Source organism: Burkholderia diffusa (genome assembly GCF_001718315.1).
Taxonomy (GTDB): domain Bacteria; phylum Pseudomonadota; class Gammaproteobacteria; order Burkholderiales; family Burkholderiaceae; genus Burkholderia; species Burkholderia diffusa_B.
Genome location: NZ_CP013362.1, coordinates 1,423,722 through 1,438,824, shown reverse-complemented (window position 1 = coordinate 1,438,824; position 15,103 = coordinate 1,423,722). Strand labels below are relative to the sequence as shown.

13 protein-coding genes are annotated in these 15,103 nt (G+C 67.9%); 6 read left to right on the top strand and 7 right to left on the bottom strand.

Annotated elements, in window-relative coordinates; genetic code table 11:
- Window positions 1-22: 22 nt before the first annotated feature.
- Entirely contained in the window at window positions 23-850 is an 828-nt protein-coding gene (locus tag WI26_RS06570; RefSeq protein WP_059467679.1) for a metallophosphoesterase, read from the top strand.
- A gap of 55 nt (window positions 851-905) precedes the next feature.
- Here the strand turns inward: WI26_RS06570 and WI26_RS32630 are convergent, their stop codons facing one another.
- Both WI26_RS32630 and WI26_RS06565 read right to left on the bottom strand, forming a co-directional pair.
- Window positions 906-1,064 carry a hypothetical protein gene (locus tag WI26_RS32630; protein ID WP_167359235.1) on the bottom strand — a complete coding sequence of 53 codons (159 nt, stop codon included), beginning with the start codon at window positions 1,062-1,064 and terminating at the stop codon, window positions 906-908.
- A 125-nt stretch (window positions 1,065-1,189) separates the two neighbouring features.
- The gene (locus WI26_RS06565; RefSeq protein WP_059467680.1) at window positions 1,190-2,131 is read right to left on the bottom strand and encodes a LysR family transcriptional regulator; all 942 of its coding nucleotides are present in this window, start codon (window positions 2,129-2,131) and stop codon (window positions 1,190-1,192) included.
- Window positions 2,132-2,288: 157 nt separating this feature from the next.
- Here WI26_RS06565 and WI26_RS06560 point away from each other — a divergent pair, with 157 nt between their 5' ends.
- Genes WI26_RS06560 through WI26_RS06545 form a run of 4 tightly spaced genes read left to right on the top strand, consistent with a single transcriptional unit; the run spans window position 2,289 to window position 7,198 of the window.
- Complete coding sequence (locus tag WI26_RS06560; RefSeq protein ID WP_081334232.1) at window positions 2,289-3,893, top strand: efflux transporter outer membrane subunit; 1,605 nt, start codon at window positions 2,289-2,291, stop codon at window positions 3,891-3,893.
- Window positions 3,894-3,908: 15 nt separating this feature from the next.
- Window positions 3,909-6,110 (top strand): FUSC family protein, encoded by a 2,202-nt coding sequence (locus tag WI26_RS06555; RefSeq protein WP_069225517.1) that lies wholly within the window; start codon window positions 3,909-3,911, stop codon window positions 6,108-6,110.
- Window positions 6,107-6,310: a DUF1656 domain-containing protein gene (locus WI26_RS06550; RefSeq protein WP_011351756.1), complete on the top strand. Its 204-nt coding sequence runs from the start codon at window positions 6,107-6,109 to the stop codon at window positions 6,308-6,310. Before WI26_RS06555 ends, WI26_RS06550 begins: the two co-directional genes overlap by 4 nt.
- A 12-nt stretch (window positions 6,311-6,322) precedes the next feature.
- The gene (locus tag WI26_RS06545; RefSeq protein WP_014897260.1) at window positions 6,323-7,198 is read left to right on the top strand and encodes an HlyD family secretion protein; all 876 of its coding nucleotides are present in this window, start codon (window positions 6,323-6,325) and stop codon (window positions 7,196-7,198) included.
- Window positions 7,199-7,234: 36 nt separating this feature from the next.
- Here the strand turns inward: WI26_RS06545 and WI26_RS06540 are convergent, their stop codons facing one another.
- The 3 genes from WI26_RS06540 to WI26_RS32140 form a co-directional block, all read right to left on the bottom strand.
- Window positions 7,235-8,263 (bottom strand): EpsG family protein, encoded by a 1,029-nt coding sequence (locus WI26_RS06540; protein ID WP_069225516.1) that lies wholly within the window; start codon window positions 8,261-8,263, stop codon window positions 7,235-7,237.
- Between the two features lie 199 nt (window positions 8,264-8,462).
- A complete protein-coding gene (locus WI26_RS06535) occupies window positions 8,463-10,136 on the bottom strand; it encodes a methyl-accepting chemotaxis protein (RefSeq protein ID WP_059508818.1) in 1,674 nt (557 codons plus the stop codon).
- Window positions 10,133-10,462 (bottom strand): hypothetical protein, encoded by a 330-nt coding sequence (locus WI26_RS32140; RefSeq protein WP_155768740.1) that lies wholly within the window; start codon window positions 10,460-10,462, stop codon window positions 10,133-10,135. Before WI26_RS32140 ends, WI26_RS06535 begins: the two co-directional genes overlap by 4 nt.
- 84 nt (window positions 10,463-10,546) lie before the next feature.
- Here WI26_RS32140 and WI26_RS06530 point away from each other — a divergent pair, with 84 nt between their 5' ends.
- Entirely contained in the window at window positions 10,547-11,785 is a 1,239-nt protein-coding gene (locus tag WI26_RS06530; RefSeq protein WP_069225515.1) for an MFS transporter, read from the top strand.
- 66 nt (window positions 11,786-11,851) lie between these two features.
- Here WI26_RS06530 and WI26_RS06525 read toward each other — a convergent pair whose 3' ends face one another.
- Together WI26_RS06525 and WI26_RS06520 are read right to left on the bottom strand one after the other, a co-directional pair.
- Entirely contained in the window at window positions 11,852-12,649 is a 798-nt protein-coding gene (locus WI26_RS06525; RefSeq protein WP_069225514.1) for a 5'-methylthioadenosine/adenosylhomocysteine nucleosidase, read from the bottom strand.
- The gene (locus tag WI26_RS06520) at window positions 12,646-15,009 is read right to left on the bottom strand and encodes a UvrD-helicase domain-containing protein (protein WP_069225513.1); all 2,364 of its coding nucleotides are present in this window, start codon (window positions 15,007-15,009) and stop codon (window positions 12,646-12,648) included. Before WI26_RS06520 ends, WI26_RS06525 begins: the two co-directional genes overlap by 4 nt.
- Between the last annotated feature and the right edge of the window lie 94 nt (window positions 15,010-15,103).

Here is a 15,103-nt window from a genome sequence, read left to right as displayed (position 1 = left end):
CACCCACCCTGGAGCGATGTCCATGAGAGTTCGCGTCCTGTCCGACCTGCATCTCGAAAGCAACCAGCCCGACACGATCGTGCATGCCGACGCGGATCTCGTCGTGCTGGCCGGCGACATCCACAATCACGCGGAAGGCCTGCGCTGGGCCGCCGAAACGTTCGACCCGGACGTGCCGGTGATCTACGTGCCGGGCAACCATGAGTACTACGACGGGGAATTCGGCGCGCTCGAGACCGCGATGCGCGACGCCGCGCAGGCGATCGACAACGTGCATTACCTGAACAACGGCGTGTACGTCGATCCGGCGCAGCGCTTTCGCGTGCTGGGTACGACGTTGTGGTCCGATTTCTCGCTGTTCGGCGCCGACGATGCGAGCATCGCACGCGCGATCGACGCCGGCGTGCGCGTGATGCTCGACTTCAAGGGCTTGATCCAGGTGACGTGGCCGCACGACGCGGCACTGCATGCGGCGCAGGCGCCGGAGCGGGATTTCACGCCGGCCGACGCAATCGCGCTGCACCGGCAAGGCCGCGCGTGGCTCGAGGCACGGCTCGCGACGCCGTTCGACGGCCGCACGATCGTCGTCACCCATCATGCACCGCACCTGCGCTCGCTGGCCGAGCGCTACGCGGAAGACCTGGCATCGGCGGGATTCGTCACGGACATGGCGGAACTCGTGCGACCGCCCGTGGACCTGTGGATCCACGGTCACACGCATACTTCATTCGATTATGTGACCGACAGCGGCACGCGCGTGGTGTGCAATCCGCGCGGCTATATCCACCGGCGCACCGGCGAACTGGAAAATCCCGCGTTTGCGTGGGACAGAGTGGTCGAGCTCGGCTGAGCGCCGAACCCTCGGGCCGGGCGATGCGGCCCTTCCCGATCGGAGAGACCGCCGATCAGCGATCGGCGCGGCGCGATCCGTTCGACGACGGGCGTACCCGCACCGGTGCCGGCTTCATCCGCGCCTTCATCGCGCGCAGCAGATCGCGCGTCGCCGCGGCGGCGGCAGCCGCACCAAGCAGAACTCCAAGGCCGATCATCAGTTGCGTATCCATTGCGACTCCGGGTATGGGCAGATCCAAATCTCTCTGATTTGAACAGTATCAAACTGTCCGCCGTCCGAGGGTAAAAAAATGTTGCGCGAAGGACAAATCTCGTCAGATCGGGCTCGACCGCGCGCTCATGTCGCAGCCGTGAACTGCGCGAGCGCGGCTTCGTCGGCTTCGAGCGTGGCCGGCAACTCGTCGCGCAGAAAATCGACCCAGGTGCGGATTTTGGCGTCGAGGTACTGGCGCGACGGATACAGCGCGTAGATGTTCATCACGTGCGACCGGTATTCGGGCATCACGCGCACGATGTGTCCGCTGCGCAGCCCGCCGATCGCCGAATAGAGCGGCAGCCCGCCGATCCCCATCCCTTCCCGCACGGCCACCGCAAGCGCCTCTGCGACATTCACGCGGAACGGCGGCGCCGTGATCGGAATCACCTCGTCGCCGCGCGGCCCCGACAGCGACCACTCGTCGAAGTGAAAGCCCGGCGCGACCATCCCGAGACAGACGTGCTGCTCGAGATCCGCGGGCGTGCGCGGCACGCCGTGCGCGTCGACATAGCCGGGCGACGCGCACACGACGCTGTAGCTCTCGCCGAGCCGCTGCGACACGAGCCCCGAATCGGGCAGGTCGCGGCCGACGACGATCGCGACGTCGTACCCCTCGTCGAGCAGGTCGGGCATCCGCTGCGCGAGCGTCAGTTCGACGTGCACGTCCGGATAGCGCTGCCGATAGCGCGCGATGGCCGGCACCAGGTAATGCTGCCCGAGGCTCGTGAAGCAATGAACCTTCAGCTTGCCCGACGGGCGCGCGTGCGCATCGCCCGCTTCGGCTTCTGCCTGATCGACGTACGCAAGGATTTGCTCGCAGCGCTGCAGGTAGCGCTCGCCTGCTTCGGTCAACGCAATCCGGCGCGTCGTCCGGTTCAGGAGCCGCGTGCGCAGGTGCGCCTCGAGATCCGAGACGGCGCGCGACGCATAGGCCGTCGTCGAATTCATCTGCTGGGCGGCCGCGGTAAAGCTTCCCGCGTCGACCACGCGGACGAATACCCGCATGTTTTGTAACGTATCCATCGCATTACCCGTTTGAATCCGGACCGATTGTTGCACAGGGGCGAACAAATATTGTCTCAGGATTCGTAAAAATGACTTGCACCCTTGTCCATTTATTCAGGAATCACTGAAAAATATAATCGCATCCGACTCATCTATATCCGAAAGGGAGAAAATCGTGCGGTCTCCGGCAACAAAAGGGACGCTGGCACTGGCGGTTCTTGCAGTCTCATTAATAATGGCCGGGTGCGCGAGCATGGGCGACAACAAGCCGCAGTCCGCCCGCATCGACGCGAACACGCTCGATGCCGGCGCCGCCATCCGCGCGGCGGACCGCGACGCGGGCTGGCCCGCGTCCGACTGGTGGCGCGCATATCGCGACCCGCAGCTCGACGCATGGGTCGCCGCCGCGCAGGCCGGCAACCCCACCCTTGCGGCCGCCGAGGCTCGCGTTCGAGAAGCGCAGGCGATGGCGCGCGTGGCCCGTTCGGCGGAACTGCCGCAGATCAACGGCAATCTGTCACTGATGCGCCAGCACTGGCCCGACAACGTGTATTACGGCCCGGGACCGCTCGCCGACACCGACACGTGGAACAACACCGGCACGCTCGGCCTGTCGTACCACCTCGACCTGTGGGGCAAGGACAAGAACGCGACCGAGCGCGCGCTCGACACCGCGCATGCGACCGCGGCCGACGCACGCGCGGCGAAGCTCGAGCTCGAGGTCAACGTCGTACGCGCGTACGTCGGCATGTCGATGAACTACGCGCTGCTCGACCTCGCGCACGAAACGTTCGAACGCCAGCGATCACTGGCCGATCTCGCGCGCAAGCGCCTGCAGGCCGGCCTCGGCACGCAGCTCGAAGTCAGCCAGGCCGAATCGACGCTGCCCGACTACGAGCGCCAGATCGACACCTATGAAGAAGCGATCCAGCTCGCGCGCCACCAGCTCGCCGCGCTCGCGGGCAAGGGCCCGGGCGCCGGCGACGCAATCAAGCGGCCGAGCCTGTCGCTCGACGCGCCGGCCGGCTTGCCCTCCGCGATGCCGGCCGACCTGCTCGGCCGCCGCCCGGACGTCGTCGCGGCCCGCTGGACGGTCGACGCGCAGGCGCGCGGCATTGATGTCGCGAAAGCCGCGTTCTACCCGAACATCGATCTGCTCGCGACGGTCGGCGGCTTCGGCGTGACCGCGCCGTTCACCGACTTCCTGCGCGCGATGAACGGCGGCTGGACGGCCGGCCCCGCGCTGTCGCTGCCGATCTTCGAAGGCGGCCGCCTGCGCGCGCAACTCGGCGCGGCCGACGCCGGCTACGACCAGGCGGTCGAGCGCTACAACCAGACGGTCGTCGGCGCGCTCAAGGACATCGCCGACCAGGTCGTGCGGATCCGTTCGCTCGATACGCAGAAGAAGGATGCCGCGCGCTCGGTGGCCGCCAACGACCGCAGCTACCGGTTGTCGCGCGAAGGTTTCCGCCGCGGGCTGACCGATTACGTGAACGTGCTGGTCGCGCAACAACAACTGCTGCGCGCGCAGGAGACGGCGGCCCGCATCGACGCGGAACGCCTCGCCGCGCACGCGCAGCTGATGGCCGCGCTCGGCGGCGGCGTCGAGACGGAAACGGACGTTCAGGGAGCCCATCCGCGGAACGACGAGTCCGGCGCAGGCACTGCCGCGGGCACCGCTGCGCCCACCGCCGCATCGGGCGCAAAGCCCGTCGCGGCCGTCGCCCGGCCCGCGCAGGTCGCAACCGCCGCCGCGACCGCCGCGCCGGCCGCACGGTAAAGCGGAGCGACCGTCATGTCCGCCTCCTCCCCCGCTTCCACGCATGCCGCCGGTCCGCTCGCGGCCTGGTCCGCCGCGTTCGGCGACTGGGCCCGCAGCGACGGCGCCGCGTGGCTCTATCTGTTCAAGGCGCTGCTCGCCGCGTTCATCGCGACCGGCGTGTCGATGCGGCTCGACCTACCGGCGCCGAAAACGGCCATGACCACGGTGTTCATCGTGATGCAGCCGCAAAGCGGCGCGGTGCTCGCGAAGAGTTTCTACCGGGTCGCCGGCACGATCTTCGGGCTGATCGCGACGCTCACTTTCGTCGGGCTGTTCCCGCAGCAGCCGCAGCTGTTCCTGCTGGCCGTCGCGCTGTGGGTCGCGCTGTGCACGGCCGGCGCCGCGCGCAACCGCAACTTCCGCAGCTACGGCTTCCTGCTCGCCGGTTATACGACCGCGCTGATCGGCCTGCCGGCATCGCAACATCCGGACGGCGCGTTCATGAGCGCGATGACGCGGGTCGCCGAAATCATGGTCGGGATCGTGTCGGCAGGCGTGGTCAGCGCGCTGGTGTTTCCGCAGTACACAGGCGAGCAGATGCGCACAACGGTGCGCAAGCGCTTCAGCAGCTTCGTCGACTACGTCGCGGCCGCGCTGTCGGGCCAGCTCGATCGCGCGCACATCGAAACCATCCATACGCGCTTCGTCGCGGACGTGGTCGGATTCGAAGCGGCGCGCAGCATGGCCGTGTTCGAGGATCCGGACACGCGGATGCGCAGTGGCCGCCTCGCGCGGCTGAACAGCGAGTTCATGAGCGTATCGAGCCGCTTCCATGCACTGCATCAGTTGATGAACCGGCTGCGCGCCGCCGGCGCGCAGGCCGCGATCAATGCGATCGAGCCGTATTTCCGCGAGATCGCACCGCTTCTGACGCGCAATGGCGAACCGGTGCGCTCGTCGGCCGACGCCGCGCTCGCGGCCGAACAGTTGCTCGCATGGCGCGACGCGCTGCCGCGCCGCATCCGCGTGACGCGCGCCGCGCTCGAGACGCAGCCGGATTTTCCGCTGCTCGACTTCGACACGGCCACCGAGCTGCTGTATCGCTTCATCACAGACCTGCACGAATACGCGGCGACCTATGCGTCGCTGTCGACCGCGACGCACGAGCGCGAACGCTGGATCGAGCGCTACGAACCGCGCACCAACGCGACGGCGATGGTGATCGCGGCGATCCGCACCGCGACCGTGATCCTCGTGCTCGGCTGGTTCTGGATCGAGACCGCGTGGCCGAGCGGCGTGACGATGACGCTGACGGCCGCGGCCACCTGCGCGCTCGCGTCGTCGACGCCGCGCCCGACCGCGATGTCCGCGCAGATGGGCATGGGCACCGCGCTGGCCGTCTGCACGGGCTTCCTGCTGACCTTCGGCATCTACCCGCACATCGATGGCTTCCCGCTGCTGTGCGCGGCGCTCGCGCCGCTGCTCGCGATCGGCATCTTCATGACGCTGAAGCCGAAACTCGCGGGCTACGGGATGGGCTACCTGATCTTCTTCAGCTTCCTCGCCGGCCCCGACAACATCACGCACTACGATCCGACGAGCTTCATGAACGACGCGCTCGCGCTGGTGCTGTCGATGCTGGTCTCGGCGATCGCGTTCGCGGTGCTGTTCCCGCCGACCGCGCCGTGGCTCAAGAAGCGGCTGTTCGCCGACCTGCGCCACCAGGTGGTCGCCGCGTGCCACGCACGGCTGGCCGGACTGCGCACGCGCTTCGAGAGCGGCGCGCGCGACCTGATGTATCAGGCGCACACGCTGTCGGCCGACCAGCCCGACGTGCAGCGCGACGCGCTGCGCTGGATGTTCGCGGTGCTGGAGACGGGCAACGCGGCGCTCGACCTGCGCACCGAGCTGGCTGCGCTGCCGTCCGACCCGCGCCATGCGCCGACGACGCCGTGGCGACGCGCGATCGAAACGCTGCGCACCGCGCTGTCCGCGCTGTTCCGCAATCCGAACGCAGCGCGCTTCGATGCGACGCTCGACGCGGTCAACGCCGCGATCGACGCGACCCGGCAAACGCTCGATGCGTTCACGCCGTCGCGCGAGGAGCGCCATCGGCTGCAGCGCATCCTGAGCCATCTGCATTTCGTACGCACGGCGCTGCTCGATCCGGAATCGCCGCTCGAGCCGCTCAACCGCAATCGCCCCGTGCGTCCCCAACAAGGAGCCTCGTCATGATGCCGCGTGAAATCGCCATTCTCGATGCCTACATGCCCACGGTGGTCCTGATGTTCGTCCTGGGCGCGCTGGCGACCTGGGCCGTCGACCGCCTGCTCGCCTACACGGGCCTCTACCGTCTCGTCTGGCATCCGTCGCTGTTCCGCGCGTGCCTTCTCGTCTGCATTTGCGGCGGACTGAGTCTTGCCGTTTACCGTTGATTCCGAACCATCATGATTCTCAGAAAACTCTTCGGCTTCGTCGCGACCGCCGTCATCCTTCTCGTCGCGATCCTGATCGGGCGCTCGCTGTGGGTGCACTACATGGACGATCCGTGGACGCGCGACGGGCGCGTCCGTGCCGAGATCGTCAACGTCGCACCGGACGTGTCGGGTGCGATCGTCGAGCTGCCCGTGCATGACAACCAGCTCGTGAAGAAGGGCGACCTGATCATGCAGATCGACCCGTCGCACTATCAGATCGCGGTCGAACAGGCCCAGGCCGCCGTCGCCGCCCGGCGCGCGGAACTGCAGATGCGCCGCGACGATGCGGCCCGCCGTGCCGACCTCGACGCGCTCGTCGTGTCCAAGGAAAACCGCGAGAACGCGGCGCACAGCGCATCGAGCGCGGATGCCCAGTACCAGCAGGCGATCGCCGCGCTCGACGCCGCGAAGCTCAACCTCGAACGCACGCGCGTGGTCGCGCCGGTCGACGGCTACATCACGAACCTGCAGACGTTCAAGGGCAACTACGCGGTGGCCGGCCAGGCAAAGCTCGCGATCGTCGACAGCCATTCGTTCTGGGTCTACGGCTACTTCGAGGAAACCAAGCTGCCGCGCGTGAAGATCGGCGCACCGGCCGAGATGCGGCTGATGAGCGGCGGCGTGATGAAGGGCCACGTCGAGAGCATCTCGCGCGGCATCTACGATCGCGACAACCCGCAAAGCCGCGACCTCGTCGCGGACGTGAACCCGACCTTCAACTGGGTGCGCCTCGCGCAACGCGTGCCGGTGCGCATCCGCATCGACGAAGTGCCGGCCGACGTGGTGCTGTCGGCGGGCACGACCTGCACGGTCATCATCGATCCGGACAAGCAGAAGAAGTCGTGACGGTGCGACGGCCAGGCGACGCCCCGCCTAGCCGCGTCATTCCCAGAAGAAGCGGTAAGGCAGGAACGGCGACGGTCCGAGCCCGTATTCGCCGAGCATGTTGCGCAGCCGCATCGCGAAGCCGACGGCGCCGATCACGGCCAGCGCGACGATCACGTGCCGGCGCCGGATTCCCGGCACGTGCTGGAGCGGCACGAACTGACAGCTCATCGCGAACAGCACGAGCCACTGGAAACGCAGCCCTGCGTAGCTGACTCTCGCGAGCGCGAAGCTCGCGACCTCGCAGACGAACAGGAACACGAGCGTGCGCGGCATGCGCGCCAACAGCACCCAGCCGGCGGCGAGCGTCAGCAGCGCAAGCACGAGCGGTGCGCCGCCCGACATCTGCGCGGGCGGCGTGAATGCCGCGTACAGGCCGACCTTCGCGAGCAGCGCATCGTGATGCATCGCGAACAGCACGCCGCCGATCGCGACCGCCAGCCCCGCGTAGCGCAGCAGGCGCAACCGTCGCACCTGCAGCAGCACGACGAGAAGCGCCGCCGACACGTGCATGCCGGTCGCCGCGGCCGCGAATGCGAACGACGCGCCGTGCCGTCTGCGCGCCCACGCGTCCGACGCGAGCTTCGCGACACAGAACGCGACGCCGTAGCGCAAGCCGCTCATCGCCATGTCGTAGAAAAAGAGCGGGAAGATCAGCATCGCGAACACGCCTGCGTCCTCCGTGCTCCGGCCGAACGCGGTGACGCACGCGACGACGACCAGCAGCGACAGGATCGCCATCGCGACGTGCGGATCGTGCCCGAGCCATCCGAGCGCGCGAACGAGCCAGACGAAGCCCGGTTCGAGCGTGCGCGGCACGACTTTCAGATTGCCGCTCCAGATGCCGGCGATGATGTCGTGGTAGATCGCCGTGTCGGTGCCGGTCCGGCCCCGCAGCACGGCGAACGCGGCAGCCGGCGCGATGCCCGCCGCGAGCCATCGCCACGCGGCCACGCGCGTGCGCATGCCGATCGCGGCGGACGCGAGCATCCACAGGTATCCCGTCAGATAGATCGTTATCGTCATTGTCGTGACCCGCTCGGCGTGCGGTCGCACCGGAGGAGCCGGTACGCACGCACCGCGGGTTCTGGCCCCCAGCTATGTGGACGCGCATTGTAAGGGATTGCGCGCGGGCCGACTGCCGGGTTTGTCACCGATCGACAGCGGCCCGTCAGCCTGCGTGGCGCGCACGGACGGCTCGCGACGGCGGGGGACGAAACGACGCTCAGGCCGCGATGCGAAAGCGCCCGACCAGCGACTTGAGCGCCTGCGCCTGCTCGTCGAGCGCATTCGCTGCTGCGGCCGCCTGTTCGACAAGCGCCGCGTTCTGCTGCGTGCCGGCATCCATCTGCGTGACAGCGCGGCCGATTTCGTCGATCCCCGCGCTCTGCTCGTCCGATGCCGCAGAGATCTCCGCGATGATGTCGGTCACGCGCTTGACCGCCCGTACCACGTCGTCCATCGTGCGGCCCGCATCGTGCGCGAGCGCCGCGCCGTTCGCGACGCGCTCGACCGACGCGCCGATCAGCGTACGGATCTCCTTCGCCGCGGTCGCCGCGCGCTGCGCGAGCAGCCGCACCTCGCCCGCGACCACCGAAAAACCGCGCCCCTGCTCACCCGCACGCGCCGCCTCGACCGCGGCGTTCAACGCGAGAATGTTGGTCTGGAACGCGATCCCTTCGATCGTGCCGATGATGTCGCGAATATTCTTGGCGCTGTCGTCGATCTCGCTCATCGTCGCGACCACGCGCCCGACGACTTCGCCGCCCGCCTCCGCGACGGCCGACGCATTGGCCGCGAGCGCGCTCGCTTGCCGCGCGTTCTCGGCGTTCTGCCGCACGGTCGACGTGAGCTCCTCCATGCTGGCCGCCGTGCGCTCCAGCGCGACGGCCTGCTGCTCGGTGCGCCGCGACAGGTCGAGGTTGCCGGTCGATATCTCGCCGGACGCGGCCGCGATCGCCTCGGCGCTGACGGCGATCTCGCCGACGGTGGCCGCGAGCCCGGTCTGCATGTCGGACAGCGCACGCACCATGCTGTCGCGGTCGTGCCGGCCGAGCGTTATCGGTCGCGTAAGGTCGCCACGCGCGATGTCGGCGGCGATCGCCTTTGCGTCGGCGGGCTCGCCGCCGAGCTGCGACGCGAGTCGGCGCACGACCCCTTCGGCAATCGCGATCGCCAGCACGATCAGCGCGGCCGTCATCGCCGCGATCATCGCGAACGACGACGAGAAGATCGTTGCGGACGCATCGAGCGTCGCCTTCGACTTCGCGCCGCGCGTCTTCACGAGCATCGCGACGAGCTTCTCGAGCTTGCCGGTCTCGACCAGTAGCGACACGTCCTGCGTGCCGACCTGCCAGTTCATCTGCGACAGGTCGAGCGGCTGCGCCTGCACGAGCGCGACGAAATCGCGCAGATGGCCGCTCCACGTGCCGACCGCCATCGAGAACGCGCGCAGTCGCGCGGAATCGTCCGCATCGGCCGGATCCGCGTAACGCTGCAGCGTCGCGAGCGCCTGGCCGATCGACGCGAGCCCCGCGCCAACCTCCGCGCCCAGGTCGTCGCGCTCCTTCGCGGTGGTCGCGGTCAGCAGCATCTTCTGCGCGCGGCTCGCGCGCAGCACCTCGGCGCGCACCTCCTCCGCCGCCCGGCTCGCGACGTGCCCCTGCTCGTAGACCGACGCAATCGACGCGTTCAGCCGGCTGATCTGCCACAGCGAAAACACGCCGATCGCGAGCGTGCCGGCCAGCAGGATCGCGAACGCGGCGCGCAACGTCGCCTTGACCGTCCACGGCCGGCGTTCGCGCCGAGCTGCACGGGCGCGCCGTGCGACGGGCCTGGAGGCTGCGCCGGATGCGGCGGCGGCCGCATCCGGCCGCGGATGCAATGAAGCTGCTTTCATCGATATATCCCCGTATTGATCATGCCGCCGGAAAGGTCGGTTCCGGCGGCCGGCATTCCCGCGATGGCCGCCATGCCGCGCGCGCTGCGCCCGCCCGGCTCGTGGCCGGTGCTGCACGCAGGCGCATCTGTGTTGTCGTTGCGTCGTTCTACGGCCGCCATCGGCGCGCCTTGAGTCCGGGCAAACACCGATCCGGTCGCGCGCGGCCCGACGAAAGGCGAACGCGCCGCAGCGTTATACCCGGCCAAAAAACGGCGTCGCGGCCAAATCGTCACAGCAATGTCCGAATCGCGATAAAACTTGGCCTGACATTCTCGATACGCCACATTACACTTCTTTGACGCAACAACGATTCGAACGCGCCGATCCCCATCAGAGCGCGTCCCGCCACCTCAACTCGCTCAGCTCACATGGAAACCAGCCTCGATACGGGCGCACGCGCAACAGCCGCAGCCCAGCCGCCTGTCCCACCCGCTCCGCGTACCGTCTACCCCGTGCTCGGCGCGATTAGCTTCTCGCACATGCTCAACGACATGATCCAGTCGTTGATCCTCGCGATCTATCCGATGCTCAAGAGCCAGTTCGCCCTGTCATTCGCGCAGATCGGCCTGATCACGCTGACCTACCAGATCACCGCGTCGCTGCTGCAGCCGCTCGTCGGCCTGTACACGGACAAGCGGCCGAAGCCGTATTCGCTGCCGGTCGGGATGGGCTTCACCCTCGCGGGGCTGCTGCTGATGTCGGCCGCACAGAACTTCCCGACGCTGCTGGTGGCGGCAGCGCTGGTCGGCTGCGGCTCGTCGGTGTTCCATCCGGAATCGTCGCGCGTCGCGCGGATGGCATCGGGCGGCCAGCACGGGCTCGCGCAGTCGCTGTTCCAGGTCGGCGGCAACGCAGGTTCGGCACTCGGGCCGCTGCTCGCCGCGCTGGTGATCATTCCGCACGGCCAGCACAGCATCGCGTGGTTCTCGGCGGCCGCGCTCGTCGCGATGGTCGTGCTCACGCAGATCGGCCACTGGTACAAGAAGCATCCGTCGATGAAGAAGAAGGCGGCGGCGGCGGGCCATCCGACGCTGTCGCAGGGCCGCGTGCTCGCCGCGATCGGCGTGCTGGTGCTGCTGGTGTTCTCGAAGTACTTCTACCTCGCAAGCATCAACAGTTATTTCACGTTCTACCTGATCGACAAGTTCCACCTGTCGGTGCAGGCCGCGCAGATCCACCTGTTCGTGTTCCTCGCGGCAGTCGCGGCCGGTACGCTGATCGGCGGGCCGGTCGGCGACCGGATCGGCCGCAAGTACGTGATCTGGGTGTCGATTCTCGGCGTCGCGCCGTTCACGCTGCTGCTGCCGTACGCGAACCTGTTCTGGACGAGCGTGCTGAGCGTGATCATCGGCATCGTGCTGGCGTCGGCGTTCGCCGCGATCCTCGTCTACGCGACGGAACTGATGCCCGGCAAGGTCGGCATGGTCGCGGGCCTGTTCTTCGGCTTCGCGTTCGGCCTGGGCGGCGTGGGCGCCGCCGTGCTCGGCCAGCTCGCGGATGCGACGAGCATCGCGTTCGTCTACAAGGTGTGCTCTTTCCTGCCGCTGATCGGCGTGCTGACGGTGTTCCTGCCGAACCTCGAAAGCAGCCGGCGCAAGAAGGCGTGACGAAACGGCCGCGGCATGCGTGCCGCGGCCGGTCGACCCGTTTGAAGGGAGAGTACGACGGCGGCTTCAGGCCGCCGTCGTCGCATGCAGCGTCAGGAAACGCTTGAGGATGCCGGACGAATAGCTGCTCGCGATCGCCGACAGGAAGTGCGAGAACGACTGCGTCGCATGATCGTCGGCCGTATCGGAAATCGTGCGCACGATGGCGAACGGTACGTCGTGTTCGGCACACACCTGCGCGATCGCCGCGCCTTCCATCTCGACCGCGAGCGCGTCCGGCAGCGCGTCGCGAAGCGCAACGACTTCGCGCTCGCTCGACACGAAGCGGTCGCCGCTGATGATCAGCCCGCCGTGCAGCGTCGAGCTGGCCAGCCCGAAACGCTCGGCGAACTGCGCGCCTTCCTCGGCGACGAACAGCGTGCACGCAGCCTTCAGGCGAGCCGTCAGCACGGCATCGGTCGCGAACCTCGTGATGCCGAGCAGCGGCACCTCGTAACGCGGAAACAGCGGGGATGCATCGAGATCGTGCTGCAGCAGCAGATCGGCGACGACGACGTCGCCGACGCGCACGGCGCGCGACACGCCGCCGGCGACGCCGGTGAACACGATGCCGGACACGCCGAACACATGAATCAGCGCGCTGACCGTCGCGGCGGCCGCGACCTTGCCGACTCGCGCGAGCGTGACGACGCAGGCCGCGCCGTGCACGGTGCCGACGTGATAATCGCGGCGGCCGAGCGTGATCGTCTTCATCGCGCCTTCGGAGCGCATCGCGGCGATCAGGTCGCCGAGTTCCTCGGGCAGCGCGGCCAGAATGCCGAGCGGGCGCGTCGAGGCCGTTTGAACCATGTCGATGCTCATCATTCCACCGCCTGCAGTTTCGCGACCGCCAGCGCGAGCCATTTCTCGCCGTGCCGTTTGAACTTCACCTGCGCCTTCGCATCGGCGCCGTTGCCTTCGAGCGCGGTGACCGTCCCCTCGCCGAACTTGGTATGGAACACCTGCTGCCCGATGCGGAAGCCGGTGTCGGCCGCGCGCTGCTTGTTCGCGAACGCCGGAAGCGGCGCGGTGACCGCCGCATCGACGACCTGCTCGCGACTGCCGCCGCCCGGCCGCGCGAACCAGTCGCGGCCCCAGCCGGCGTTGTCCGAACGGCCGCCCCAGCGCGAGCCCGCCTCGACCTTCGGCGTGAGCCATTTCAGCACGTGCTCCGGCAATTCGTCGAAGAAGCGCGAGCGCACGTTGTAGCGCGTCTGGCCATGCAGCATCCGGCTCTGCGCGAACGACAGGTAGAGCCGCTCCTTCGCGCGCGTGATCGCGACGTACATCAACCGACGCTCTTCCTCGAGACCGTCCGATTCGAGCACGCTGTTCTCGTGCGGAAACAGCCCTTCCTCGAGGCCGGTGATGAACACGGCCGAGAATTCGAGACCCTTCGCCGCGTGCACCGTCATCAGTTGCACCGCGTCCTGGCCGGCCTGCGCCTGGTTATCGCCCGCTTCAAGCGACGCATGCGACAGGAATCCCGCGAGCGGCGTCATCGTGTCGGGGTTCTGCGCGGGGTCGTCGAGCCGCGCCGGATCGAGCACGTCGATCGCCGGATCGTCCGCGTCCACGCCAAGCTCCGGCGCCGCGATCGCGCCCGCGCGCAGCGGAATCGAGCGGGCCGGCGCATCGAGCCCGTAACCTTCCTCGCTGACGAACGCGGTGGCCGCGTTCACGAGTTCCTGCAAGTTCTCGAGGCGGTCCTGGCCTTCGCGCTCGCCCTGGTAGAAATCGGCGAGGCCGCTCGCGCGCACGACGTATTCGACCGTCTCCGGCAGGCTCATCTGCTGCGTCTCGGCGCGCATCTTCGCGATCAGGTTCGCGAACGCGCCGAGGCTCGTGCCAGCCTTGCCGGTGACGTACGGAATCGCCGCGGCCATCGAGCAGTCGTACAGGCGCGCGGCGTCCGCGAGCTGCTCGATCGAGCGCGCGCCGATCCCGCGCGTCGGGAAATTCACGACGCGCACGAACGCGGTGTCGTCGTTCGGGTTGTCGATCAGGCGCAGGTACGCGAGCGCGTGCTTCACTTCCTGGCGCTCGAAGAAGCGCAGGCCGCCGTACACGCGATACGGGATGCCCGACGTCATCAGCGTGTGCTCGATCGCACGCGACTGCGCGTTGCTGCGATAAAGCACGGCGACTTCGCTGCGCGACAACCCGGTGTTGATGAGCGAGCGGATCTCCTCGACGATCCAGCCCGCCTCCTGCGCATCGGTGCTCGCCTCGTACACGCGCACGGGCTCGCCATGGCCGGCGTCGGTGCGCAGATTCTTGCCGAGGCGATGCGAGTTGTTCGAGATCAGCTGGTTCGCCGCATCCAGGATGTTGCCGTGCGACCGGTAGTTCTGCTCGAGCTTGATCAGGTTGCGCACGCGGAATTCGTCTTCGAAGTCGCGCATGTTGCCGACGTTCGCGCCGCGGAACGCGTAGATCGACTGGTCGTCGTCGCCGACCGCGAAGATCGCGTTCTCGCCGCCGGCGAGCATCTTGAGCCACGCGTACTGCAGCTTGTTGGTGTCCTGGAACTCGTCGACGAGAATGTGCCTGAAGCGCGCCTGGTAATGCGCGCGCAGCGGCGCGTTGTATGCGAGCAGCTCGTAGCAGCGCAGCAGCAGCTCGGGGAAGTCGACGACGCCCTCGCGCTGGCACTGCTGGTCGTACGCCTGATAGAGCTCGACGAACTTGCGGTTGAAGTTGTCGGACGCGTCGACCTTGTCGGGACGCAGCCCCTGCTCCTTCGCGTTGTTGATGAAGTACTGGACGTTCTTCGGCGGATATTTTTCGTCGTCGACATTCGCCGCCTTCATCAGCCGCTTGATCGCCGACAGCTGGTCGGCCGTGTCGAGAATCTGGAAGGTCTGCGGCAGGCCGGCGTCACGCCAGTGCGTGCGCAGCATCCGGTTGCACAGCCCGTGGAACGTGCCGATCCACATGCCGCGCGTGTCGATCGGCATCATCGCCGACAGCCGCGCCATCATCTCGCGCGCCGCCTTGTTCGTGAAGGTGACGGCAAGCACGGTGGCCGGCGACGCGTAGCCCTGCTGAATCAGCCACGCGATGCGCGTGATCAGCACGCGGGTCTTGCCGCTGCCCGCCCCCGCGAGGATCAGCGCCGGTTCGTTCGGCAGCGTGACGGCGGCGTATTGTTCAGGGTTCAGATTGGCGAGCAGATCGGGCATGGAGCGGCAGCGGATGTGCGAGAAAAATGCGGACCCGCCATTATAAGTCGGCCGAGCGATGCCGTTTCCGATCCGTTCCGCCGCAAGCCGCCGC

Bases quoted from the DNA above. Each gene is read 5' to 3' on its own strand.
- WI26_RS06570 (WP_059467679.1), top strand. From the start codon at position 23: ATGAGAGTTCGCGTCCTGTCCGACCTGCATCTCGAAAGCAACCAGCCC.
- WI26_RS32630 (WP_167359235.1), bottom strand. From the start codon at position 1,064: ATGGATACGCAACTGATGATCGGCCTTGGAGTTCTGCTTGGTGCGGCT.
- WI26_RS06565 (WP_059467680.1), bottom strand. From the start codon at position 2,131: ATGGATACGTTACAAAACATGCGGGTATTCGTCCGCGTGGTCGACGCG.
- WI26_RS06555 (WP_069225517.1), top strand. From the start codon at position 3,909: ATGTCCGCCTCCTCCCCCGCTTCCACGCATGCCGCCGGTCCGCTCGCG.
- WI26_RS06550 (WP_011351756.1), top strand. From the start codon at position 6,107: ATGATGCCGCGTGAAATCGCCATTCTCGATGCCTACATGCCCACGGTG.
- WI26_RS06545 (WP_014897260.1), top strand. From the start codon at position 6,323: ATGATTCTCAGAAAACTCTTCGGCTTCGTCGCGACCGCCGTCATCCTT.
- WI26_RS06540 (WP_069225516.1), bottom strand. From the start codon at position 8,263: ATGACGATAACGATCTATCTGACGGGATACCTGTGGATGCTCGCGTCC.
- WI26_RS06535 (WP_059508818.1), bottom strand. From the start codon at position 10,136: ATGAAAGCAGCTTCATTGCATCCGCGGCCGGATGCGGCCGCCGCCGCA.
- WI26_RS06530 (WP_069225515.1), top strand. From the start codon at position 10,547: ATGGAAACCAGCCTCGATACGGGCGCACGCGCAACAGCCGCAGCCCAG.
- WI26_RS06525 (WP_069225514.1), bottom strand. From the start codon at position 12,649: ATGATGAGCATCGACATGGTTCAAACGGCCTCGACGCGCCCGCTCGGC.
- WI26_RS06520 (WP_069225513.1), bottom strand. From the start codon at position 15,009: ATGCCCGATCTGCTCGCCAATCTGAACCCTGAACAATACGCCGCCGTC.